18 protein-coding genes are annotated in these 23,990 nt (G+C 75.1%); 5 read left to right on the top strand and 13 right to left on the bottom strand.

All coding sequences use genetic code 11. The features are described 5' to 3' along the window. Positions 1-63: 63 nt before the first annotated feature. The 9 genes from ACZ3IL_RS07865 to ACZ3IL_RS07825 all read right to left on the bottom strand — a co-directional run bounded on the left by ACZ3IL_RS07865 (position 64) and on the right by ACZ3IL_RS07825 (position 11,063). Positions 64-1,113 carry a glutamate ABC transporter substrate-binding protein gene (locus ACZ3IL_RS07865; protein ID WP_467387698.1) on the bottom strand — a complete coding sequence of 350 codons (1,050 nt, stop codon included), beginning with the start codon at positions 1,111-1,113 and terminating at the stop codon, positions 64-66. Beyond that, positions 1,110-2,537: a hypothetical protein gene (locus ACZ3IL_RS07860; RefSeq protein ID WP_467387696.1), complete on the bottom strand. Its 1,428-nt coding sequence runs from the start codon at positions 2,535-2,537 to the stop codon at positions 1,110-1,112. The genes ACZ3IL_RS07865 and ACZ3IL_RS07860 overlap by 4 nt, the downstream gene beginning before the upstream one ends. A gap of 421 nt (positions 2,538-2,958) precedes the next feature. Then, the gene (locus ACZ3IL_RS07855; RefSeq protein WP_467387694.1) at positions 2,959-3,933 is read right to left on the bottom strand and encodes an N-acetylglucosamine kinase; all 975 of its coding nucleotides are present in this window, start codon (positions 3,931-3,933) and stop codon (positions 2,959-2,961) included. Beyond that, positions 3,924-5,189 (bottom strand): 6-phospho-beta-glucosidase, encoded by a 1,266-nt coding sequence (locus tag ACZ3IL_RS07850; protein WP_467387692.1) that lies wholly within the window; start codon positions 5,187-5,189, stop codon positions 3,924-3,926. Before ACZ3IL_RS07850 ends, ACZ3IL_RS07855 begins: the two co-directional genes overlap by 10 nt. A gap of 7 nt (positions 5,190-5,196) precedes the next feature. Continuing rightward, positions 5,197-6,069, bottom strand: coding sequence for a carbohydrate ABC transporter permease (locus ACZ3IL_RS07845; RefSeq protein ID WP_467387690.1), 873 nt, complete (start codon positions 6,067-6,069; stop codon positions 5,197-5,199). Continuing rightward, complete coding sequence (locus ACZ3IL_RS07840) at positions 6,066-7,070, bottom strand: carbohydrate ABC transporter permease (protein ID WP_467387688.1); 1,005 nt, start codon at positions 7,068-7,070, stop codon at positions 6,066-6,068. The genes ACZ3IL_RS07845 and ACZ3IL_RS07840 overlap by 4 nt, the downstream gene beginning before the upstream one ends. Before the next feature lie 16 nt (positions 7,071-7,086). Continuing rightward, positions 7,087-8,430 carry an ABC transporter substrate-binding protein gene (locus ACZ3IL_RS07835; RefSeq protein WP_467387686.1) on the bottom strand — a complete coding sequence of 448 codons (1,344 nt, stop codon included), beginning with the start codon at positions 8,428-8,430 and terminating at the stop codon, positions 7,087-7,089. An 87-nt stretch (positions 8,431-8,517) separates the two neighbouring features. Next, entirely contained in the window at positions 8,518-9,759 is a 1,242-nt protein-coding gene (locus ACZ3IL_RS07830; protein ID WP_467387684.1) for an ROK family transcriptional regulator, read from the bottom strand. Between the two features lie 224 nt (positions 9,760-9,983). Beyond that, positions 9,984-11,063 (bottom strand): mechanosensitive ion channel family protein, encoded by a 1,080-nt coding sequence (locus tag ACZ3IL_RS07825; protein WP_467387682.1) that lies wholly within the window; start codon positions 11,061-11,063, stop codon positions 9,984-9,986. Between the two features lie 236 nt (positions 11,064-11,299). Between ACZ3IL_RS07825 and ACZ3IL_RS07820 the strand changes: the two genes are divergently transcribed. Next, positions 11,300-11,863 (top strand): HNH endonuclease, encoded by a 564-nt coding sequence (locus ACZ3IL_RS07820; protein ID WP_467387680.1) that lies wholly within the window; start codon positions 11,300-11,302, stop codon positions 11,861-11,863. 50 nt (positions 11,864-11,913) lie between these two features. On the opposite strand, the gene ACZ3IL_RS07815 is transcribed toward ACZ3IL_RS07820, so the two are convergent. Continuing rightward, positions 11,914-15,261, bottom strand: coding sequence for a beta-N-acetylglucosaminidase domain-containing protein (locus ACZ3IL_RS07815; RefSeq protein WP_467387678.1), 3,348 nt, complete (start codon positions 15,259-15,261; stop codon positions 11,914-11,916). A gap of 249 nt (positions 15,262-15,510) precedes the next feature. Between ACZ3IL_RS07815 and ACZ3IL_RS07810 the strand changes: the two genes are divergently transcribed. The 3 genes from ACZ3IL_RS07810 to ACZ3IL_RS07800 are packed head-to-tail and all read left to right on the top strand — an operon-like array spanning position 15,511 to position 18,231. Beyond that, positions 15,511-15,756, top strand: a complete 246-nt coding sequence (locus ACZ3IL_RS07810) for a hypothetical protein (protein ID WP_467387676.1) — start codon at positions 15,511-15,513, stop codon at positions 15,754-15,756. 1 nt (position 15,757) lies between these two features. Next, entirely contained in the window at positions 15,758-18,058 is a 2,301-nt protein-coding gene (gene malQ, locus ACZ3IL_RS07805; RefSeq protein ID WP_467387674.1) for a 4-alpha-glucanotransferase, read from the top strand. After that, positions 18,004-18,231: a hypothetical protein gene (locus ACZ3IL_RS07800; RefSeq protein ID WP_467387673.1), complete on the top strand. Its 228-nt coding sequence runs from the start codon at positions 18,004-18,006 to the stop codon at positions 18,229-18,231. Before malQ ends, ACZ3IL_RS07800 begins: the two co-directional genes overlap by 55 nt. 78 nt (positions 18,232-18,309) lie before the next feature. On the opposite strand, the gene ACZ3IL_RS07795 is transcribed toward ACZ3IL_RS07800, so the two are convergent. Beyond that, complete coding sequence (locus ACZ3IL_RS07795) at positions 18,310-18,828, bottom strand: MarR family winged helix-turn-helix transcriptional regulator (RefSeq protein WP_467387671.1); 519 nt, start codon at positions 18,826-18,828, stop codon at positions 18,310-18,312. A gap of 170 nt (positions 18,829-18,998) precedes the next feature. Here ACZ3IL_RS07795 and ACZ3IL_RS07790 point away from each other — a divergent pair, with 170 nt between their 5' ends. Next, positions 18,999-19,934, top strand: a complete 936-nt coding sequence (locus ACZ3IL_RS07790; RefSeq protein WP_467387669.1) for an EamA family transporter — start codon at positions 18,999-19,001, stop codon at positions 19,932-19,934. Positions 19,935-20,015: 81 nt separating this feature from the next. Here the strand turns inward: ACZ3IL_RS07790 and pepN are convergent, their stop codons facing one another. After that, positions 20,016-22,595, bottom strand: a complete 2,580-nt coding sequence (gene pepN / locus ACZ3IL_RS07785) for an aminopeptidase N (protein ID WP_467387667.1) — start codon at positions 22,593-22,595, stop codon at positions 20,016-20,018. A gap of 53 nt (positions 22,596-22,648) precedes the next feature. After that, positions 22,649-23,836, bottom strand: a complete 1,188-nt coding sequence (locus tag ACZ3IL_RS07780; RefSeq protein WP_467387665.1) for a TerD family protein — start codon at positions 23,834-23,836, stop codon at positions 22,649-22,651. Between the last annotated feature and the right edge of the window lie 154 nt (positions 23,837-23,990).

Below are 23,990 nucleotides of genomic sequence, written 5' to 3'. Positions count from 1 at the left end.
CCGCAGGGGCTGTTCGTCGGGGTTGTCGGCGGCCCGGTGCCCGGAGCCGCCCGTCCATCGGCGCTACTTGTACAGGGGGGCGGGCGGCCCCGGTATGCCGGGCAGGTCCTTCTTCAGCCACTTCTCGTACGCCTGCTGCCAGGGGCCCTGCCGGTATCCCACCAGGACGTGGTTGACCCGGCGCACCAGGTCGTCGTTGCCCAGTTTGGCCGCCACCCCGTAGTACTCCTCGGTGAACGGCTCGCCCTTGAGCTCGACCGCCGGGTCCTGGGCGGCCTGGCCGGCCGCGAGGGCGTTGTCGGTGACGACCGCGTCCACCTCGCCCAGCTGGAGCCGGGCCAGGCAGTCGAGCTGGTTGGGGACGGTCAGCAGGTCCCGGTCGTCCTTCGTGCCGTCGCCCTCGTCCTTGTAGAGCGCGCCGAAGGAGTTCCTCTCCAGGGCCTCGTAGGCGGTGGAGCTCTCGGCGGTGCAGACCCGCTTGCCGCGCAGCGAGGAGTCGTAGCCGGTGATGCTCCTGTCGAGCCGGGGCGCCAGGACCTGCTGCCCGGCCCGGAAGTAGGCGGTGGAGAAGGCGACCTGCCGGATGCGCTTGCAGTTGATCGTCATGGTGCGCACGACGAGGTCGACCGTGCCGTTGTTCAGGGCGTCGACCCGCTGGTTGGTGGGGATCGCGCGGAGGATGACGGCCTTCTCGTCGCCGAGGAGGTCCTTGGCGATGGCCCGGGCCAGCGTGATGTCGAACCCCTCCAGGACGCCCTTCTCCGGATTCCGGTAGCCCCAGCGGTAGCTGGACTGGTCGACGCCGACGACCAGCTTCCCGCGGGCCTTGATGGCCCGGACCGAGGGACCGTCCTCCGTGGAGGGGGTGAGGGAGGCCTCCGGGTTCCGGCAGGTGTCCGCCCTGACCCGGACGCCGGCGCCCGCGCCGGGCCCGGCCGTCCCGGACGGGGGCGCGGTGCCGTCCCCGCCGTGCGCCGCCGGGAGCAGGGTGAGCGAGCCGGCGGTGAGCCCGCAGGCCAGGGTCATGGCCGCCACCCCGCCCCAGCCGCGCAGCCGCCGTGCCGTCCGCCGCACCAGCGGCTCCGTCCCCTCGGACACCTCTCCCCCTCTCACCGGTACTCCGACAGTCTGCGGTTGACGCCGAGCACGGCGCCCGCCGCTCCCAGGACCGCGAGGGCCGCCGCGCCCAGAGGCAGCGGCGCCAGCGTGTCCCGGGCGTCCTCGGCGGAGCGGGTGAACTCGGCCTGCTCGTGCGCGAGGGCCCGCTCCAGGGCGGCGTCGATCCGGTCGAAGGACTGTCCGGTGGAGTCCTCCGGGCCGATGATCCGGTCGAGGGCGCCCTCGTAGTCGCCGGCGTCGTCCTTCGCGCGCGCGTCCTTGTGGCGCTGCCGCCACTCCGCCGCGCTGCGGACGGAGTCGCCGACCGGGGCCCGCCCGGCCTCGTCGTCGGCGAGCCTCCCCGCCCCGGCGAGCGCGGCCTCCAGGGCGGCCATGCCCGCCGCGTGGTCGGCCTCGTACTTGTCGCCCTTGCCGTCCTCGGTGAGGACGGCGCCCCGGGCGACCAGGGTCAGGTTCTCGTTGGCGCGGGCGGTGAGCGAGCTGATCCGGGCGGTGTTGAGGACCTGGAGGGACTCCTGCCCGTGCGCCCGCGCGTCGTCCAGGCCGGCCCGGGCGACGGTGTGCGCGGCGACGAGCCAGAGCAGGACGGCCGCCGTGGCGGCGGTGGCGGCGAGCAGTCCGTGGTTGAAGACCCGGTGGGTGCGGAGGTACTCGCGGCGCTGGGCCCAGCCGAGGACGGCGAGGGTGAGGAGACCGAGCGCGAGCGACAGGTGGGGCCGGGCGCGGGCCGCCGCGTCGTCCCGGTGGAGCCGTTCCGTCTCCGCCGCGTACAGCCGCTCGGCGGCGGGGAGCAGGACGGTGGTCATCCGCTGGTTGGCGTACCGCAGGTAGGCGCCGCCCAGCGGCAGGCCCTGCCGGTTGGCGGCCCGCGCGCGCTCGACGAGCCCCGTGTAGTGGGGGAGCTGTTCGTTGAGGACGGTGATCTCGCGGGCGGACTCCGGCGAACCGCCCGTGTTCGCGGCGGCCTTGACGAGGAGCCGGGAGGCGGTGGATATGTCCGCGGCGTACCGCTTGCGGGACGCTTCGGGCTCCAGGGTGCCGGCGAGGAAGCCGCCGGCCGCGGTGGTGTCGGCGTCGGCGAGGGAGCGGTAGACGGCGGCGGCATCGGCGCTCAGCGGCTGGCTGCGGCCGACCACGTCGTCGGCGACGGAGAGCCGGTCGTGGACCTCCAGGGCGGTGACGGCCCCGAACGCGACGACCAGCAGCGCCAGTACGGCTCCGATGACGCGGAGCCGGCCGGGCTCGGTCGTCGCGGCCGTCCGCAGCCGCTCCCGCCCCACGGCCCAGGCCCCGTGTCCGGCGGGCGGGGGCCCGGCGGGAACGGGCGACGGCTGCGCGGGCACGCCGGCCGGGCGCGCGGGCGCCGGTGCCGTGCTCCGCGCCGCCGGCGCGGCGGGCGCGTTCGGCGGGTGTGCCATGTGACCTCCCCCTCGGTCGTCGACATCGGCCGGTCCGCCCGGAACGCCGGCGGGAACCGGCTCCGGCGCGGGACCGCCCGGCCAGCAGTATGGCCGCAGGGGGCCTTCCGCACACCGGGATTGACCCGATCTTGTTCCTGCTCGCCCCCATCGTGCCCCACGCCTCTTCCGCGCCGGCGGGAGAACCCCCTCGTCATGAATACGCCGCCCGGCCGCGATCGGTTCCGCTCCGGACGTCGCCCGAACAGGTGAACGTGGGCGCGGGCGTCCCGGGGCCGGCCCGGACCGGCGTGCGGCCCCGGGCCCCACCCCCTCCCGCACACGGCGGCGGGGCGTCCCGCCGGACCGGCCGGGACGCCCCGTGCGCCCGGGGGCCGCGCCCCCGTCCCACCCCCGGCACACGGCCGGGGGCCCACCGTTCTCACGCCGCGTAGTGCTCCCGCAGCCGGGCCGCCGCCTCCGGCCCCTCCGCCCACTCGTCCAGGGCGAGGAGCCCCGCCCCCAGGACCGGCGGCGCCGTCACGAAACCGACCGTCGCCTTCGGCGCCCGCTCCGCGAAGAGCGCGCGGACGCGCTCCTCCAGCTGCGGGTGGCGCGCGGCCAGCACGCTGCCGCCCAGCAGCACCGGAGCCGGCTCGTCGAGCAGCCCGAGCCGCCGGAGCGCCACCGTCGACATGACCACGACCTCCTCGGCCAGCCGGTGCACGAGCGCCAGCGCGACCGGGTCGCCCGCCGCGCTCACCCGGAACAGCACGGGCGTCAGCTCGTGCCGCCGCTCGGCGGGCACCAGGCCCAGGTGCAGCGCCTCGATCAGCGCGTACATGGTCTCCAGGCCGAAGTGGGCGGGCAGCGCGCGCGACAGCTCGGTCGGTTCGCCGCGCCCGTCCTCACCGCGCGCCGCGAACCACAGGGCCTCCTCGGCCATGCCGCCGCCACCGCCCCAGTCCCCGGAGAGCTTCCCGATCGCGGGGAAGCGCGCGGTCCGCCCGTCCGGGGTCATCCCGACGCAGTTGATCCCGGCGCCGCACACCACGGCCACGCCCCGGGGCTCGTCGATCCCGGCCCGCAGTATGGCGAAGGTGTCGTTGTGGACGCGGACCGACCCGCTCCAGCCCCGGGACAGCAGCTCGTCCCGGAGCCCGGTCTCCTCGACGGGCAGGTCGGCGTTGGCCAGGCACGCCGTGACGTGCGCGAACACCGGCGGGACAGCGGCTTCGGCGCACGCCCGCGCGACGATCTCCGCGAGCGCGTCCACGGCCGTCCCCACCCCCACCACCGGGGGCTGGAAGCCGCCGCCGCGCGCCGCCCCGAGGACGGCGCCGCCCCGGGAGAGGACCGCCACGTCGGTCTTGCTGTTTCCCGCGTCGATCGCGAGCAGCACTCCGTTCACGCCCACGGGAGGTGCTCCCGGTTGTGGGCGATCAGCCGGTCCGTCAGGCCGTCGGCGTACGCGTACTGGCCCACCAGCGGGTGCGCGAGCAGCGCCTTGAAGACCCGGTCGCGGCCACCGCGCAGCGCCGCCTCCAGGGCCAGGTCCTCGTAGGCCGTGACGTTCGCGATCAGACCGGCGTACAGCGGGTCCACCGGCGCGACCGGCAGCGGGGTGGCGCCGTGGGCGCCGACCGCCGCCTGCGTCTCGACGACGGCGTCGTCCGGCAGGAACGGCAGCGTGCCGTTGTTGTACGTGTTCACCACCTGGTACGGCGAACCGCCCCCGCCCAGCAGGGCGGCCGCCAGGTCCACGGCCGCCTCCGAGTAGAAGGCGCCGCCGCGCCCGGCGAGCAGGGCCGGCTTCTCGTCGAGCGCCGGGTCCCCGTACATCTCCAGGAGTTCCTTCTCCATCGCGGCCACCTCGGCGGCCCGCGACGGCTTGGTGGCCAGCTCCCGCACCACCTCGTCGTGCGCGTAGAAGTAGCGCAGGTAGTACGAGGGGACGACGCCGAGCCGGTCCAGGACCGGGCGCGGCAGCCGCAGGTCGTCCGCGATCGCGTCGCCGTGCCCGGCGAGCAGCCGGGGCAGCGCGTTCTCGCCCTCGGGGCCCCCGATCCGCACCGCCCGCTCCCACGTCAGGTGGTTGAGCCCGACGTGGTCCAGGTGCACGTCCGACGGGGCCACGCCGAGGAGCGCGGCGAACTTCCGCTGGAAGCCGATGGCCACGTTGCACAGGCCGACGGCCTTGTGCCCGGCCTGGAGCAGCGCCCGCGTCACGATGCCGACGGGGTTGGTGAAGTCGATGATCCAGGCGTCCGGGTTGGCGCGCCGGACCCGCTCCGCGATGTCCAGGACCACCGGGACGGTGCGCAGCGCCTTGGCGAGGCCGCCGGCGCCGGTGGTCTCCTGGCCGACGCAGCCGCACTCCAGCGGCCAGGTCTCGTCCCGCTCGCGGGCGGCCTGCCCGCCGACCCGCAGCTGGAGCAGGACGGCGTCGGCGCCCTCGACCCCGGCGTCCAGGTCGGAGGTGGTGACGATCCGCCCGTCGTGCCCCTGCTTGGCGAAGATCCGCCGGGCGAGTCCGCCGACCAGCTCCAGCCGGTCGGCGACCGGGTCGACGAGGACGAGTTCGGTGACGGGCAGGGTGTCGCGCAGCCGCGCGAACCCGTCGATCAGTTCGGGGGTGTAGGTGGAACCGCCCCCCACGACAGCGAGCTTCATGTGTGGTTCAGCCCTTCACTCCGGTCAGTGTGACTCCCTCGACGAACGCCTTCTGGGCGAAGAAGAAGACGAGGATCACGGGGGCCATGACCAGGACGGTCGCGGCCATGGTCAGATTCCAGTCGGTGTGGTGCGCGCCCTTGAAGGACTCCAGGCCGTAACTGAGGGTCCAGGCACCGGGGTTCTCGGAGGCGTAGATCTGCGGCCCGAAGTAGTCGTTCCAGCAGTAGAAGAACTGGAACAGGGCCACCGCGGCGATGCCCGGTCTGGCCATCGGGACCACGACCCGGAGCAGGGTGCGCAGTTCGCCGCACCCGTCGATCCGCGCGGCCTCCACGTACTCGTCGGGGATCGTCAGCAGGAACTGGCGGAGCAGGAAGATGGCGAAGGCGTCCCCGAACGCCATCGGCACGATCAGCGGCCACAGGGTGCCGGAGAGGTCCATCTGCTTCGCCCAGAACAGGTACATCGGGATGATCACGACCTGCGGCGGCAGCATCATCATCGAGATGACGAGGAGCAGCGACAGGTGCCGGCCGCGGAAGCGGAACTTGGCGAGCGCGTACGCCACGGGGACCGAGGACACCACGACGAGGACGGTGCCGAGGCCGGCGTACAGCAGGGAGTTCCTCCACCAGGTGAGGAAGCCCTCGGTCTCGAAGACCTTGACGTAGTTGTCCCAGTGCCAGGAGTTCGGCGTGAGGTCCCGGGTGAGCGCCTGGTCGTCGCTCATGAGGGAGGTCAGGAGGACGAAGACGAACGGGAGCACGAAGAACAGGGCGGCGGCGACGCCGAGCGAGTGCACGGCGATCCAGTGCAGCAGGGCCCTGCGGCGGGCCCGCGTCCCGGCGGGGTCCGGGACCGTGGCGGTGGGGGTCATGTGCGGTCACCCGAGCCGATCAGGCCGCCGCGCCGGCGCATCAGGAGCGCGGTGAAGGCCATGGAGAGGACGAAGAGCACCAGTGCCACCACGCAGGACGCGCCGTAGTTGAACTGGCTGAAGCCGAGGCTGTAGACGAGCTGCGGCAGGGTGAGCGTGGAGTCGTCCGGGTGGCCGGGGACGAAGGTGACGCCGGTGCCGCCGATCACCCCCGAGGCGACCTTGGCGGCCACGATCGGCTGGGTGTAGTACTGCATCGCGCCGATGATCCCGGTGACGACCGCGAAGAGGATGATCGGGGAGATGTTCGGCAGGGTGACGTAGCGGAACCGCTGCGGTGCCGAGGCGCCGTCCAGCTCGGCGGCCTCGTACTGCTCCTTCGGCACGTCGAGCAGCGCGGCCATGAAGATGACCATGAGGTCCCCGACGCCCCACACGGCGAGGAGCGTCAGGGCCGGCTTGGACCAGGACGCGTCGTTGAACCAGGAGGGGGCGGGCAGGCCGACCGCCTCCAGGAGCGAGTTGACCGGGCCGGTGCCGGGGTTGAGCAGGAAGACGAAGGCGAGCGTGGCCGCCACCGGCGGGGCCAGGTACGGCAGGTAGAAGAGGGTCCGGAAGATTCCGGCGCCCCTCTTGATCTTCGTGATCAGCATGCCGATGCCGAGCCCGAAGAGCACCCGGCAGCCGACCATGACGACGCAGAGCCAGAGGGTGTTCCGCAGGGCCGGCCAGAACTGCGGGAAGTCGGTGAAGACGTACGACCAGTTGTCCGTGCCCCGCCACTCCGGGGGGTTGAGGCCGTCGTACTTCATGAAGGAGAAGTACAGGGTGGAGACGAGCGGATAGACGAAGAAGACGCCGAATCCGATCAGCCAGGGCGACATGAACGCCAGGGCGCGCAGCGCGTCGCGCCGGCGCCTCGACCGGGACGTGTTCCGTCCCCGGGGGGAGGGGGCGGCCGGGGCGGCCGCCTCCTTCGCGGGCAGGGTGTCCGTGCTCATGGGCGGTGTCCGGCCGTCACTTCGCCGCGGCGATGTCGCGGTCGATCTGGGCGGCCGTGTCGGCGAGCCCCTTCTTCAGGTCGGCGACCTGGCCCTTCTCGTACTGCTGGGCGAACTTCTGGAGGGTGTCCTCGTAGGAGGAGCCGTTGACCGCGCCGTCGGAGGTGCTGGAGGCGGGGTGCCGGGCGATGTCCAGGAAGGTCTTGAAGCGCGGGTCGAACGCCAGCTTCGGGGACTTCAGCGCCTCCAGGGTGGAGGGGACGTTGCCGATGTCGTTGGCGAAGCCCACCACGGCGTCGGTGTCCGTGGTCATGTACTTGACCAGCTCCCAGGCCGCGTTCTGCTTCCTGCTCTGCGGCGCGATGCCCATGATCGTGCCGGAGAGGTAGCCCTTGCCGTACTCGGCCACCTCGTCGTCGGCGACCGGCAGCGGCGCGACGCCGATGTCGAAGCCGACCTTGTGCTGCTGGGTGAACTTCAGCCGCCACTCGCCGTCCAGCTGCATGGCGACCTGGCCGGTGTGGAAGGGGTGCTTGGCGCCCCACTCGTCACCGAAGGAGGTGCGGTACCTGTCGAGCTTCCGGAACCCGCCCAGGGCGTCCACCAGGGACTTCTGGTACGTCATCATCTTCGCGAACGCCGGGTCCCGGGCGACGTTCGACTTGCCGTCCTCGCCGAAGTAGGAGTGCTTCCACTGCGACATGTAGTGCGAGAAGGAGGTCTCGTAGCCCAGGTAGTTCGGCATGAAGCCGAGCCGCTCGTAGGAGTCGCCCCTGGGCTTGGTGAGCCTCTTGGCGACCTCGGTGAACTCGCTCCAGGTCTTCGGCGGGGCCTCGGGGTCGAGACCGGCCGCCCGGAACGCGTCCTTGTTGTAGTAGAGCCCGTACGCGTCGGAGAGCAGCGGCAGGCTGCACCGCTTGCCCTCGAACTGGGTGTAGTCCCGGAGGACCTTGGGGAAGGTCTTCTCCAGGTCCAGCTTCGACTTCTCGATGAAGGGCTTGAGGTCCGCGAGCGCGCCCGAGGCGCAGAACTTGCCGACGTTGGACGTGGTGGACGAGGAGATGACGTCCGGCCCGTTCGAGCCGCCCGCGCGCAGGGCCTGGCCGAGCTTGGCGTCGTCGATGCCGCCGACGGTCTTCACCTCGATGTTCGGGTGGGCCTTCTCGAAGCGGGCGACGTTGGCCTCGATCGCCTTGACCTCGGCGGGGTCCGACCAGCCGTGCCAGAAGGTGATCGTCGTCCTCGCGTTCGGGTCGTCGGCGGCCGCGTTGTCCGCGGAGCCGGTACAGGCGGAGGCGAGGAGCGCGATCGAGGCGGTGGCGGCGAGCGCGACGGCGGCTCTGCGCGGACGTACGGGCATGGTGGTCTCCCTGGGCGGAGGGGTGTGGGACGGGGGACGTGCGGGACGGGGGCGGTGCCGGTTCGCGGGCCCCGGACGGGCGGGGGTTCAGCGGGAGGTGTCGAAGACCTCGTCACGGGTGGCGGCGAGGGCGCTTTCGAGGGCGCCGCGCAGGACGGGGTGCCGGGGCACGGAGGCGAGGACGAGACGCGGCCGGGAGGCGGCGAGGTCGGCGAGTTCGGACTGCACGCGGGCGCGCAGCGGCTCGCCGCCGGCGACCAGGACGTCGCCGGACAGGACGATCAGCTCGGGGTCGAGGACGGCGACGACGGAGGAGAGCCCGATGGCGACGCGCTCGGCGTAGCGGTCCAGCAGGGCCGCGTACCGGGGGTCCTCGTCCGCCGCCCCGCCCGCGTGGGCGAGCAGTCCGGCCGCCACCGGCGCGTACGGCTGCTCGGGGGTCTCGATGCCGAGCGAGCGGGCGATCCGGGGCACGGCCTGCGCTCCCGCCAGTTCCTGGTAGCCGCCCGAGTTGGCCTTGGTGACCTGCCGTACGAGCGGGGTTCCGGGCACGGGCAGGAAACCGACCTCGCCGGCGCCGCCGGTGAAGCCCCGGTGCAGCCGGCCGCCCAGGACGAGGGCGGCGCCGATGCCCTCCTCGTTCCAGAGCAGGACGAAGTCGGAGTGGCCCCGGGCCGCGCCCAGGCGCTGCTCGGCGAGGGCGACCAGGTTGACGTCGTTCTCGTACTCGAACGGCATGGGCAGGGCGGCGGCCAGTTCCTCCAGGAGGGTGGGGGAGTGCCAGCCGGGCAGGTGGGAGGCGTACCGCAGCCGGCCGGTGGCCGGGTCGAAGGCGCCGGGGGTGCCGATGACGAGGCGCCGCACGTCCTCGCGGGCGATGCCGGCCGCCTCCACGGCCCCGTCGAGGGCGTCGGTGACCTGGCGGACGACCCCGGCGGCGGAGCGCCCGGGGGTCGGCAGTTCGGACTCGCCGACGATCTCGCCGGTGACGTCGGCGACGGCGGCGCGGATGCGGCGGGTGGTGACGTCGAGTCCGGCGGCGTACGCGGCGTGCGCGTTGACCGCGTAGAGCTGGGCGTTCGGCCCGGGGCGGCCCTCGGTGGTGCCGGTGGCGACGACGAGCCCGGCCGCTTCGAGGCGGGCGAGGAGCTGGGAGGCGGTCGGCTTGGAGAGGCCGGTGAGCTTGCCGATCCGGGTGCGGGAGAGGGGGCCGTGCTCCAGGAGCAGGTCCAGGGCGGCCCGGTCGTTCATGGCCCGCAGCACGCGGGGCGTGCCCGGGGTTCCCGGAGTGCCCGGGACGCCCGGGACCCTCTGGGTCGTACCGGCCATGACGCACGCACCTGCCCTTGCATTGTTAGGAAAGTTTCCTATTGCGTGGGAGGAAAATAAGGCGCCCGTCGCGGAGCCGTCAATACCCGGGCACGCGCAGGACCCCCGAAGGCAACCGAAGCGTTACCCGCGGGGGCCCGCGCGCGGGACGGCGGACGGCCCCTCCGGGGGGCCGGCCGGGGAGAACCGGCCGGGCGGAGGAGCCGCCCGCCCGGGAGGAACGGCTACTTGGAGAGGTCCGACCTCGGCAGCGGGGTCGCCGCCGCCGACTGCGGCGAGGCCGTGTTGGCGAAGACCGAGGGCGCCGCCACGCCCGCCGCCGGGTCGGCCGCCTCCTCCTCGGCCTGCGCCGGGAGACCGCCCACGATACGGATGCCCGCCTCGTCCAGGCCCCGCTTGATCCGCCAGCGCAGCTCGCGCTCCACGCCCAGCGCCTTGCCCGGCATCGTCTTCGCCGCGACCCGGACCGTCATCGAGTCGAGCAGCACCTCGTTGAGGCCGAGCACCTCCACCGGACCCCAGAGGCGCTCGTTCCACGGCTCCTCCTTCGCCATGGCCTCCGCCGCCGCGGTGATCACGGACCGCACCCGGTCCAGGTCCTCCGTCGGGCGGACCGTCACGTCGACGGCGGCCGTGGCCCAGCCCTGGCTGAGGTTGCCTATCCGCTTGATCTCGCCGTTGCGCACGTACCAGATCTCGCCGTCCACCCCGCGCAGCTTGGTCACCCGCAGGCCCACCTCGACGACCTCGCCGGAGGCCACGCCCGCGTCGATCGAGTCACCGACGCCGTACTGGTCCTCCAGGATCATGAAGACGCCGGAGAGGAAGTCGGTCACCAGGTTCCGGGCGCCGAAGCCGATCGCCACGCCGGCCACACCGGCCGAGGCGAGCAGCGGCGCCAGGTCGATCTTGAAGGCGCCGAGGACCATCAGCCCGGCCGTGCCGAGGATCAGGAACGACGCGACCGAGCGCAGCACCGAGCCGATGGCCTCCGAGCGCTGCCGCCGCCGCTCGGTGTTGACCAGGAGACCGCCCAGGGCCGTCCCCTCCACGGCCTGCGCCGAACGGTTCATCCGCTCGATCAGTTTCGTCAGGGCCCGGCGGACCGCCATCCGCAGGAGCAGCGCGACGACCAGGATGAGGAGGATGCGCAGCCCGGTGTTCAGCCAGGTGGACCAGTTCTCCTCCACCCAGGTGGCGGCGTTCGTGGCGCGCTCCGCGGCTTCGTCCAGGGTCACCGGCATGGGTTCGGGTTCGGTGGCAGCCGCCAGGGCGGACCAGGACACGGGACAACCTCCAGGCATCGCGTACGCAAGTCATCCACAGTAACGGGGCGGCGGGTGTGGTCCGGCTGCCGTGTTCGAGGGAGAGACGGACCTCACCCGGGCATGAGGGAGGAGATGCCGATGTGGCCGGGAACACCTCCGGGTCCCCCACCCGGGTCCCGTCACGTGGTGGCGCTCCGGCCGGGCATGAGGAGAGACTGAGGGCAGTTCGTCCCGGCGCGAGCCACGCGCCGCCGGCGTCATAGGAGGCATCCGTGCCGCACGTCCTGGTCCTCAACGCGTCGTACGAGCCGCTCGGCGTCGTACCGCTCCGCCGCGCACTCGTCCTCGTACTGGAGGACAAGGCCCTCTGCCTCGAGGAGTCCGGCGCCTTCCTGCACAGCGAGACCCAAGTCGTCCCCGCGCCCAGCGTGGTGCGGCTGAAGCGCTTCGTACGGGTCCCCTACCGGGGGCCCGTTCCCCTGACCCGCCGGGCCCTCTTCGCCCGCGACGGCGGGCGCTGCGCCTACTGCGGGGGCGTCGCGACCAGCGTCGACCACGTCGTCCCGCGCAGCCGGGGCGGCACGCACGCCTGGGACAACGTGGTGGCGGCCTGCCGCCGCTGCAACCACGTCAAGGCCGACCGGCACCTGCGCGAACTCGGCTGGCGGCTGCGCCACCAGCCGGCCCCGCCGACCGGCCCGGCCTGGCGGATCATCGGAACCGGCCACCGGGACCCCCGTTGGCTGCCGTACCTGGAGGCGTACGGCGCCCAGGACGTGATGGCCCGGATCGACTCCGTCGCCGAGACCCCCGCGGGGGCGCTGACGACGGGCTGAGCCCGTGCGCGGCGGTCCGGGACCCGGCGGTCCGGAGGGCGGTGCGCCCCTCAGGGGGCGGGCCGCTCCTCCGGCGCGCCCGCGCCCGTCGCCCCGCCCGCGTTCCCGTCCGCGTCCGCGTTCCCGTCCGCGTCCGGAGGCGTGGGCGCGGACGTGGCCTCCCGTGCCTCCCGTGCCGGCGGGGCCTTCGGGGCGGCCGTCGCCGGAGGCGCGGGGGGCGCCGGGCGCTTCGCCGCGCCCGGCCGCGGAGGCGGCGTCCCCGGCGTGCTCCCCGGCGCCACCGCGTACGCCTCCACCGTCCAGAGCGAGTAGCCGAAGCGGGTCGCCCGCTTCTCCCCCCGCACCCGCAGGAAGCGCGTGCCCGGCGCGTCCGTGCGGACCGACTCCCGGCCGCCCCGGCCGTCGGTGACCGCCGCCGCCGTGCGCCACGTCCGGCCGTCCGCCGAGACCTCCACGCGGTAGCGGGAGGCGTACGCGTCCTGCCAGTGCAGCACCACCTGGCCCAGCCGGACCGGCGCGGGCAGCTCCAGCCCCCACCAGGCGCCGTCCTCCGCCGGGGAGGACCAGCGGGTGGCCGGGTCGCCGTCCACCGCCGAGGAGGCCGGGAAGTCCGGGGTCTCGTCGCCCGACGAGGAGGCCGTCGCCGCCCGCGCCAGGTCCGGGCCGCCCGTCCGGGGGAACGCCCGCACCGTGAGCACCCGCTCCTCGCCGGCGAAGGACACCGGCACCCGGTACGCGCCGACCGGCACGTCCGCCGCCACCGACACCTCCAGGGGGACGCGCGTCCGGGCGCCGCGCTCCACCGCCGCCCGTTCCGGCAGCCGGACCGCGATCCCCTTCGGGGCCCTCGCCGTCAGCGCGCCGCGCACCTCGTCCGCGCGCCGCCCCGTCAGCTCCACGTCCACCCGCCGCGCCGGCCCGCCGATCTCCGCGTCCGTCTCCGTACGGGCGAGGGCGAGACCGGCGCGCGGCCCGTCCGCGAACCACGGCACCAGGGAACGCACCGCGGGTGCCGGTCCGTCGCCGTCCCACACCACCCGCAGCGCCCCGGCCCGCAGCCCCTCCGGCCGGACCTGCGTCCACCCCGACGGCGACAGCGGGCCGAGCGGCCGCCAGCCCCCGCCGGGCACGTACGCCTCCACGCGCGCCTCCGGGCGCGCCCGCCCGTCCTCCGGGAACGGCTCGGTCATCACCGTCAGGGCCTCCAGGGGCCGGGCCCGGCCGAGGCGCACGGTGTACGAGCCGGGGGCCCGTTCGGCCCGCGCCGACCGGACCCGGTCGGCCCCGGTCCAGGCCGCCGCCTCGTCCGCCGCGCGCGCGAGGAACGGGTCGAGCACTCCCGCGCCCACCGTCGCCCGGCTCGTCCCCAGGGCCTTCCGCAGCGATTCGAGCTCCCGCTGCGCCCGCCAGGCCGCCGCGCCGTCGCCGCGCCCCTGGGCGAGGAGCGCGTCGACCGCCGTCTCGCCCGCCCGGCCGTACCGGGAGAGCTGTTCCAGCCACGGTTCCGCCTCGTCGCCGAGGGCGCCTCCGGCGGTGGCCGCGAGCCGTTCGGGGGCGGTGCGCATCACGGTGAACGCGGCCCGCAGCCCGCGCGCCGTCCTCTCCCGCGCCTCCCGCGCGCGGGGGTCCGGGACCGCGCTGGCGCGCGCGTCCCAGAAGGCGGTCAGGAGCGGCTTCAGATAGGCCGATTCGCCCGCCGGGGCGAGGAGCGAGGAGGCGCCGTTCCCGGCGAGCGCGCGCAGCGCCTCGCGGGCGGCCGGGTCCGGGCCCGCGAGGTCGTCCACGGCGGCCCGCCAGGACTCCTCCGGCCGGTAGCCCCTCGGGTTCCACGCGTAGTCGGCGGCGGTGAAGAGCGGGACGCGGGAGGCGACGGGCTGCTCCATGGCGAGGGCGAGGTAGGCGGCGGAACCGGCGGCCACGGCCGGTTCCCGGCCCGTCGAGGGTCCGAGGAAGAGCCGGTCCTGCGCGTAGTCGTTGACCGGGTAGTTGTCCAGGGTGACCAGCGGGTGGCCCAGCGCCTCGCGCGCGCCGGCCAGTTCGCCGCCGGTGATGGCGGCCGGCACGACGCCGACGCCGGTCCACGCCACCCGCACGTCCGCGTCGAGCTCCTCGGCGAGCTTCGCGCGGTACGCGGTGGTCCCCTCCTGGTAGTACTCCGTCGGCATCACCGTCAGCGGGTCGCCGCCCGGGTGCCGTTCGGCCAGGTGCCGGGCCACGGCGTTCGCCACGCGCGCGTGGGCGGTGGCCGCCGCCTCGGGGCCGCGCCCGAAGGCGTCGGCGTCCCGGGAGCAGTGCCACTCGTCGTACGAGGCGTCCTGGAACTGGAGGTGGAAGGAGCGCACGCCGAGCGCCCACATCGCGTCGAGCTTCCGCGTCAGCGCCGTCACGTCGGCGGAGGAGGCCAGGCACATGGACTGGGCGGGCGACACGGCCCAGCCGAGCGTCACGTGACGGGCGCGGGCCCGTTCGGCGAGCGCCCGGAACTCCGCCCGCCGCGCCGCCGGGTAGGGCTCGCGCCACAGCGTCTGGCGGTACGGGTCGTCCCCGGGCGCGTACAGGTAGCGGTTCTGTTTGGTGCGGCCGAGGAAGTCGATCTGGGCGAGCCGCTGCTCCCGCGTCCAGGGGCTCCCGTAGAAGCCCTCGGTGACGCCGCGTTCGGCCGTGCCGGGCCAGTCGCGGACGACGACGCCCGGGACCTCCCGGCCGGTGCCGCCGGTACCCGTGGCGCCGAGGAGCTGACGCAGCGTCTGCACGGCGTGGAACAGGCCGTCCTCGCCCACCCCGTCCAGGACGACGGTGTCCCGGCCCCGGAAGCGGCCGGTCGCGAGCCGGTAGCCGCCGTGCGGCAGGTCGAGGCGTTCGGGCACGCGCAGTGCGGTCAGCGCCTCGGCGGCGCCGTCCCCGGAGGGCCCGGCGGCGCGGATCACCGCGCCCCGGCCCGGGAGCCCGGTGTGGACGGTCCGCACCCCGGCCGCCCGCAGCAGCCCGCGCAGGGCGTCGAGGGCGTACGGGTCGGCGTCGGTGCTCGCGAGCAGCGTCACCTCGTCCCCGAGCCGCACGGGGGGCCCGGCGGCCGTCAGGGACTGCGGCCGGGGCCAGACGGCGGGCACCCGCGCGGCGACCGTCCCGGCGCCGGCCGGGGGCGCCCCGGACGGAGCGGGGGGCGCGGGCACGCGCGCGGGTGTCTCCGGGGACGTCCGGGCGCCCGGCACCGCGGACGCCCCGGGGCGCGCGGACGTCTCCGGGGACGTCCGGCTCCCCGGGAGGGCGTGCGCCCCCGGGAGGGTCCGGGCCGCCGGGAGCGCCTGGGCCGCGCCGGGGGTGCCGCCGCCGAGGAGGCCGCCGACGACGACGGCGACGAGGGCCGTCGCACCGCGTTTCCTGGGTCCGGGGCGCACGGGTTCTCCCTTCGGCCGCTCCGCCGTTGGTCACGAGTGGGTCACGAGCCCACCATCGTCGCACGCACGTGTCAACGCACATGGCCGATGTGTCGGGTTTGCCCGGCGAGCCGTCGGCGGGGTGACGCCACTTCGTCCCGCTCCGCCGGTAAAACGAGGTGCGGTGGGTAGGTGTCAGAGGTTGCCCGGATCCCACCCGTCCGGGCCCGTCCGTCCGGACCCGCCCGTCGAGACGAACCGGGAGCCCCTGTGACCACGACCGCCCACCGGCCCGGAGGGATACGGATTCCCGGTCCGCCGGCACCGGCCGCCGGCCCGCCGGCCGGCCCGCCCCCGCCCGGCGCGCCGCCCGGCGGCGAACCGCTGACCGGCGAACCGCCCCTGCCCGACGCGTCCCCCCTCACCAGCGAGCCGCCGCTGATCGCGGAGGCCCCCCTGACCAGTGAACCCACCGCCCCCGTCAGCGCGGGCGGCCCGGAGTGCCCCGGAGTGTGAAGTGACCCTGGCCCGTCTCGCCGCCCGTCACGGCGTCGCCACCGTCCACAGCCCCGCCGAGGGCCACGACGTGCCCGTGCCCGAGGCCACCGTGGTGGCCGTCCTCGCGGCCCTGGGCGTCGACGCCTCCACCCCGGAGGCGGTCGCCGCGGCCCTCGACGCGGCGGAACGGGCCGACCGCGAGCGCCTGTTGCCCCCGACGCTGGTCCACTGGCGGACCGGGGACACGGACGACGGGCGCGACGCGGCGGACCCCCGCGGCGCGGACGCGGAGACGGACCCGTGCGACGCGGACGCCGGGACGGCCCCGTACGAGGAGGTCGCCACCTGCGAGGGGTTCGCCCCTCAGCAGGTGACCGCCCCCCGGTGGGAGCCTCCCCTGCGTCCCCCGTCCGGCCTTCCGCCCGGCACCCGCCTCCAGGTCACCACCGAGGACGGCGCGGTCGTCATCGGCGAGGACTGGGCGCGGCTGCCCCTCGGCGTCCACACGGTCGAGGCCGAGGCCCCCGACGGGCGCACGGCCACCAGCACCCTCGTCGTGAGCCCCGCGCGCGCACCGGGGCCCGGCCGGCGCGTGTACGGGCTGCTCGTGCAGCTCTACTCGCTGCTCTCCACGCGCTCCTGGGGCATGGGTGACCTCGGCGACCTGCGCGAGCTCGTCACCTGGGCGGGCCGGACGCACGGGGCCGGGTTCGTCCAGGTCAACCCGCTCCACGCGGCCGTGCCCGGTGCGCCGACGGACCCCTCCCCGTACCGCCCCTCCTCGCGCCGCTTCCCGGACCCCGTCCACCTGCGGATCGAGGAGGTCCCCGAGTACGCCCTGCTCGGGCCCGAGCGCCGCGAGGAACTCGACCGGATCCTCGCCGACGCGGCCGAGCTGAGGGAACGGGTCCTCGGCAAGGGCGCCCTGATCGACCGGGACGCGGTCTGGGAGGTCAAGCGGCGGGCCCTGGAACTGCTCGTCACGGGCGTCGAGCCGGGCCCGGGCCGGCGCGCCGACTTCCACGACTTCCTCGCCGCGCGGGGCCGCGCCCTGGAGGACCACGCCACCTACCAGGCCCTCGCGGAGCGGCACGGCCCCCACTGGCGCACCTGGCCGGAGGGACTGCGCACCCCGCGCGCGGCGGAGGCCGCCGTGCGCGCCGACCCCGCCCTGGCCGCCCGGGTCGACTTCCACTGCCGGCTCGCCTGGCTGACGGACCGGCAGCTGGCCGACGCCGCCCGGGCCGCCCGCGAGGCCGGGATGGAGATCGGGATCGTCCACGACCTGGCGGTCGGCGTCCACCCGGAGGGTTCGGACACCTGGGCCTGCCAGGAGGCCTTCGCGGCGGGCATGTCGGTCGGCGCCCCGCCCGACGCCTTCAACTCCCGGGGCCAGGACTGGGGCCTGCCGCCCTGGCGGCCCGACGCCCTCGCCGCCGCGGGCTACGCCCCGTACCGGGGGCTCCTGCGCGAACTCCTCCGCCACGCGGGCGCGCTGCGCATCGACCACGTGATGGGCCTCTTCCGGCTCTGGTGGGTGCCGGAGGGCCGCGAACCCACCGAGGGCACCTACGTCCGGTACGACGCCGAGGCGATGCTCGCCGTCCTCGTCCTGGAGGCGCACCGCGCCGGCGCCCTGGTCATCGGCGAGGACCTGGGCACCGTCGAACCGGGGGTGCGGGAGGAGCTGGCCCGGCGAGGGGTGTTCGGGACCTCCGTGCTCTGGTTCGAGCGGGACTGGGAGGGCACCGGTGCCCCCCTGCCCCCGGAGGAGTGGCGCGCGGAGTGCGTGGCCACCGCCACCACCCACGACCTGCCCCCCACCGCCGCCCGCCTCTCCGGGGACCACGTCGTCCTGCGCCACCGGCTCGGGCTGCTCCCCGGCGACCTGGAGCGCGAGCGGGCGGCGGACCGGGCCGGGACCGCCGAGTGGCGGGGCCTCTTCGAACGGCTGGGGCTGCTCCCGGAGGGTCCGGGGGAGGAGGCCGAGATCAGGGCCGTCCACCGCTACCTGCTCGCCACCCCGGCCCGGATGGTGGGCGTGTGGCTGCCGGACGCCGTGGGGGACCGCCGGCCGCAGAACCTGCCGGGCACCTGGGACGAGTACCCCAACTGGCGGCTGCCGCTCGCCGGTCCCGACGGGCAGCCGGTCACGCTGGAAGAGCTGGCCGCCTCGCCCCGCGCGCACGCCCTGCTGAGCGAGCTGCACGCCCGTACGGCACCCCCGGGCGCGCGGCGCCTCCAGGCGTTCGCTACGTTTGCACCGTGGACAAGAAGAACGCCCTGCGCGCCGGCTCCGTCGCGGCCGGCACGACGCTGATGATGCTGCTCATGTCGTCCCCCGCGCTCGCGCTCACCCGCGACGACGGTGACGACCCGGCCCCCAAGCTGGAGGTCATCGAGACCCTCGGCCTGTTCGTGGCCGCCCCGCTGGTGCTGTTCCTGGTCATCGCCGGCCTGGTGATGGTGCTCGACAAGTCCAAGAAGGTCTGACCCCTTCCTCCGTCTCCGCCGGGGGCGCCGCACGGCACGACACGCCGTGCGGCGCTTCCGTGCGTCTCCGGCCGCCCGTCACGCGGTGGCCGCGAGCAGTTTCCGCAGCAGGACGGAGAGCTGCTCCGCCTCCTCCTCGCCCAGTGCCGCCTCCAGGGCCGCCCTCTGCCGCGCGAGGCCGTCCGCGACCGCCAGGTCCACCAGCTCCCTGCCGCGCGCGCTGAGGGTGACCCGCAGTCCGCGCCGGTCGTTCGGGTCGGGGCTGCGGCTGAGCAGCCCGGCCTTCTCCAGCCGGTCGAGACGGCCCGTCATGCCCCCGGTGGTGATCATCAGGGTGGCGGACAGTTCGCGCGGCGAGAGCGTGTACGGCTCGCCGGACCTGCGCAGGGTCGCGAGCACGTCGAACTCCCCGAGGCCCATGCCGTAGGGCGCGTACGCCTCGTTCACCTGGCCGCGCATGGCCTGGGCCAGCCGGTAGATCCGGCCGAAGACGGCCATCGGCACCGTGTCCAGGTCGGGCCGGACGGCCGCCCACTGGTCGGTGATGGCGTCGACGGCGTCGTGGGCGGGGCCCGGGCCGGGGGTGTGGGTGTCCATGCGTCCAGTCTCCCCTTCCGTCCGGTCGCTCGGCAAAGAGTGACTTGCCGAAAAGCAGCTTTCCAAAAAGTAGCTTGCCAGGAAGTAGCTTAGTGCTAAGTTAATTGGCGCCAAGCCGCTTCGGGACCCCCGGGAACCGGCCGCCGGCATCCGCACCGAGGGGAAACGCCATGTCCCGCAGAGCCGCCACCGTCGCGCTGACCGCGCTCGCCCCGATCTCCTGGGGCTCCACCTACGCCGTCACCACCGAGTTCCTGCCGCCCGACCGGCCCCTCTTCACCGGCCTGATGCGCGCCCTGCCCGCCGGACTCCTGCTCCTCGCGCTCACCCGCAGGCTCCCGCGCGGCGCCTGGTGGGGGAAGGCCGCCGCCCTCGGAGCGCTCAACATCGGCGCCTTCTTCCCGCTGCTCTTCCTCGCCGCCTACCGGCTCCCCGGCGGCGTCGCCGCCGTCGTCGGCTCCGTCGGCCCGCTCTTCGTCGTCGGCCTGGCCGCCCTCTTCCTGGGCGAACGGCCGACGGCGAGGACCCTGCTCACCGCCGTCGCCGCCACCTTCGGCGTCAGCCTGGTGGTCCTCAGGGCCGGGGCCGCGCTCGACCCCGCCGGCGTCCTCGCCGGACTGCTCTCCGCCCTCTCGATGTCGGCGGGCATCGTCCTCACCAAGCGCTGGGGCCGCCCCGAGGGCGTCGGCGCCCTGACCCTCACCGGCTGGCAGCTCACCGCGGGCGGCCTGGTCATCCTGCCCGTCGCCCTCCTGGCCGAGGGCGCCCCGCCGGCCCTGACCGGCACCCACCTGGCCGGCTACGCCTACCTCGCCCTCGGCAACACCGCCGTCTCGTACTACCTCTGGTTCCGGGGCATCGAGCGCCTCGGCGCCTCCTCCGCCACCTTCCTCGGCCCCCTCTCGCCGGTCACCGCCGCGGTCATCGGCTGGGCGGCGCTCGGCCAGGCGCTCGGCCCGGTCCAGCTCCTCGGCATGGCCGTCGCCACCGGCGCCACCCTGGCGGGCCAGCTGGGGCCCCGCGCCCCACGGGTCCCCACCGGGTCCGGGACCCCCGGCCCCCGGACCCCCGGCGCGCCCGCCCGGTGCGCGGCGTCCGGCGGCTGACCGCCGGGGCACGGGAAAGGGGCGCCCCCCCCGGGGGGGAGGGCGCCCCTTCTCACGCGTTCACACGCGGCCCGGACGGCCTCAGACCGCCGCCGCCGCGTCCGCCGCCTGTGCCTTCAGGGCGCGCTCGACGCCCGCGCGGCACTCCGTCACCAGACGCCGCAGCGCCGGGGCCGGGCGGTGCTCCTCCAGCCACGCGTCCGTGGCGTCCAGGGTCTCCCGCGAGACCTGGAGCGCCGGGTAGAGGCCGACCACGATCTGCTGGATCATCTCGTGGCTGCGGGTCTCCGAGACGCCCTTGATCGCCGCGAAGTACTTCGCCGTGTACGGGGCGAGCAGTTCACGCTGGTCGGACTGGACGAAGCCGCCGATCACCGCCTCCTGCACGGCGTTCGCCAGCTTGTCGTCCTCGACCACCGACGCCCAGGCCTCCGCCTTGGCCGCCTCGGCCGGACGGGCCGCCCGCGCGGTCGCCGCGTGCCGCTCGCCCGCCGCCGTGCGGTCGCGCTCCAGCTCGGCGGCGATCTCCGGCTCGTCGTAGACCCCGGCCGCCGCGAGCCGCTGCACGAACGCCCAGCGCAGCTCGGTGTCCACCGCCAGGCCCTCGATCGTCTCGCGCCCCTCCAGGAGGGCGGCGAGCAGATCGAGCTGCTGCGGGGTGCGGGCGGTCGCCGCGAAGGCGCGCGCCCACGCGAGCTGGTGGTCGCTCGCCGGCTCGGCCGCGCGCAGGTGCGCCAGCGTCGCCTCCGTCCAGCGGGAGAGCCCGGTCTCGCGCCACGCCGGCGACGCGTACATGTCGAGGGCCGCCTTGACCTGGCCCTGGAGCGACTGCACCACGCCGATGTCCGACTCCTTGGCGATGCCCGAGAGCACCAGCTCCAGGTAGTCGCGGGCGGCCAGCTCGCCGTCGCGGGTCATGTCCCAGGCCGAGGCCCAGCACAGCGCGCGCGGCAGCGACTCGGCGAAGTCGCCCAGGTGCTCGGTGACGTTCGCCAGGGACACCTCGTCGAGGCGGACCTTGGCGTACGACAGGTCGTCGTCGTTGAGGAGGACGACCGCCGGGCGGGCCTTGCCGACGAGCTGCGGCACGTCGGTCAGCCCGGCCGCCGCGATGTCCAGCTCCAGGCGCTCGGTGCGCACGAGCCGGCCGGTCCCGTCCAGGTCGTAGAAGCCGATCGCGATCCGGTGCGGACGCAGGACGGCCTCGCCCTTGGCTCCGGCGGGCAGCACCGGGGCCTCCTGCCGGACCGCGAAGGCGGTGATGACGCCGTCCCCGTCGGTCTCGATCTCCGGGCGCAGGACGTTGATGCCGGCCGTCTCCAGCCACGCCTTCGACCAGGCGGTCAGGTCGCGGCCCGAGGTCTTCTCCAGGGCGCCGAGCAGGTCCGACAGGCGCGTGTTGCCGAAGGCGTGCGCCTTGAAGTACGCCTGCACGCCCTTGAAGAACTCGTCCTGGCCGACGTAGGCGACGAGCTGCTTGAGGACCGAGGCGCCCTTGGCGTACGTGATGCCGTCGAAGTTGACGAGCACGTCCTCCAGGTCGTTGATGTCGGCCATGATCGGGTGCGTCGACGGCAGCTGGTCCTGGCGGTAGGCCCAGGTCTTCTCCGCGTTGGCGAAGGTGGTCCAGGCGTTCGGCCAGCGAGTGCCGGGGACGGCGGCCTGGCAGGCGACCGAGGTGTAGGTGGCGAACGACTCGTTCAGCCACAGGTCGTTCCACCACTCCATGGTCACGAGGTCGCCGAACCACATGTGGGCCAGCTCGTGCAGGATGGTCTCGGCGCGCCGCTCGTACGCCGCGTCCGTCACCTTCGAGCGGAAGACGTACTGGTCGCGGATGGTGACCGCGCCCGCGTTCTCCATGGCGCCCGCGTTGAACTCCGGCACGAACAGCTGGTCGTACTTGGCGAACGGGTAGTCGTACGCGAACTTCTCCTGGAACCAGTCGAAGCCCTGGCGCGTGACGTCGAAGATGTGGTCCGCGTCGAGGAACTCGGCGAGCGACGGGCGGCAGTAGATGCCCAGCGGGACGGTCTGCCCGTCCTTGCCCTCGTAGGTCGCGTGCACGGAGTGGTACGGGCCGGCGATCAGGGCCGTGATGTAGGTGGAGATCCGCGGCGTCGGCGCGAACTCCCACACGCCGTCCTTCGGCTCGGGCGTCGGGCTGTTGGAGACGACGGTCCAGCCGGCCGGGGCCTTCACGGTGAACCGGAAGGTCGCCTTCAGATCGGGCTGCTCGAAGGAGGCGAAGACCCGCCGCGCGTCCGGCACCTCGAACTGGGTGTACAGGTAGACCTGGTCGTCGACCGGGTCGACGAAGCGGTGCAGGCCCTCACCGGTGTTGGTGTACGCGCAGTCGGCGACCACCCGCAGCTCGTTGCGGCCCCGCTTCAGGTGGGGCAGGGCGATCCGGGAGTCCCGGAAGACGGCGGCGACGTCCAGGGCGTGCCCGTTCAGGACGGCCTCGTGGACGGCGGGGGCGACGAGGTCGACGAAGGTCTCGGCGCCCTCCTCGGCGGAATCGAAGCGGACGGTGGTGACGGACCGGTAGGTGCCGCCCTCCTGCGCGCCGGAGAGGTCGAGTTCGACCTCGTACGCGTCCACGGTCAGCAGCGCCGCCCGCTGCCGAGCCTCTTCACGGGTCAGGTTCGTGCCAGGCACCCGGTCAACTCCTCTGTTTCATGACGATGGCGCCCATCCTTCCACGGGGCGGCTCACGGACGCACGGTACATTTCCACGGCCCGTCGCCGCCGATCCGCAGCAGCCCGGGGCCCGGGACCGGGACGGACGCGCGCACCGGGCCGACCCCGTCGACCAGCAGCTCCCGCTCCTCGTCGTCGTGGAGCGGGTCCCGCGGCGGGGCGTGCCGGTGCACGGTGAAACGGGACTCCCCGCGGTGCGCGAAGGCCAGGACCGCGGCCGGCCCGTCGTAGAGCACCAGATCGTGCGCCAGGCCCTCGACGTGGCTGTCGAACCGGCGCACCTGGGAGAGCGGCAGCACCCGCAGCGTCCAGGGCGCGTCGGCCTCCACCCGCAGGGAGAGCGGGCGGGCGCGCGGGACGAGGGCGACCGTCCGGGCGCGCACGTCGTCCTCGTACGCCGCGAGCAGGTACTCCTGGGGCCGCCCGCGCGCGTCGCAGGCCTCGACCGTGGTGGAGAGCGAGTGGTACGACTCGATCTCCACCAGCACCCAGCGCCCCGCCGGCAGCCCCGGGCCGCAGCACACGGTCTCCCTGCCGCGCCCCCGGTACACGGCGGGCCGGAACTCCCCGCCGTACGGGTCGGACGTCCGCGCGGGCGGCGGGGGAGGGGGCGGCGGAGGAGCGGGCGGGGGCACGTACCCGGGGCCGGGGACGGGCGGCGGCGGGGGCTCCGCCACGATCCCGAAGTCCGTCGCGAGCCCGGCGAGCCCCGACGCGTATCCCCGGCCGTCCGCGCGGAACCCCCAGCCGCCGCCGTCCCGGCGGAACTCCCCGACGACGAGGGCCGTCCCGGTCGTCGCGTCCCCGATCGCGCGGTACACCAGGGGCGCCCCGGCCGCGTCGGTGACCCGCACGTCGAGGCAGGGCACCCGTCCGAGGGCTCCCCCGTCGGCGGAGGCGGCGATCACGAGCCGTTCCACCTCCGGCTCCACGCGCGCGGGGTCCAGCCACAGCCAGTCGGCGGCCGGGCCGCCGGGCGCGCAGGGGGCGGACCTCCCCAGGTGCCGCACGGCCCCGGAGGGGTGCCGGACGTGGTTGTGGAAGACCAGGTCGGCGTCGCCCCGCACCCGCCCCCCGGCCCCCAGGAGCAGCGCCGACAGGTCCACGTCGGGCACCCCGTGCCCGGTGCGCCAGCCGACCGCCACGTGGAGGGCCCCCGGGGGCAGCGGGACGTCGCCCCACTCGGGTATCCGGTTCATGGGGGAACTCTGGCACGGACGGACACGCCGGAGGGGGGGGGGGCCCCCCCCGGGGGGCGCCCCCCCCCCCCCCCCCGCGCCCCCGGGGGGGGGGCCCCCCCCGGGGGGCCCCCCCGGGGGGGCCGCCCCCCCCCCGGGGGGGGCCCCCGCCCCG

Source organism: Streptomyces sp. NPDC014907, assembly GCF_055562975.1.
Note: the sequence above shows the minus strand (reverse complement) of the source record. Positions and strands in the feature narration are given on the sequence as shown.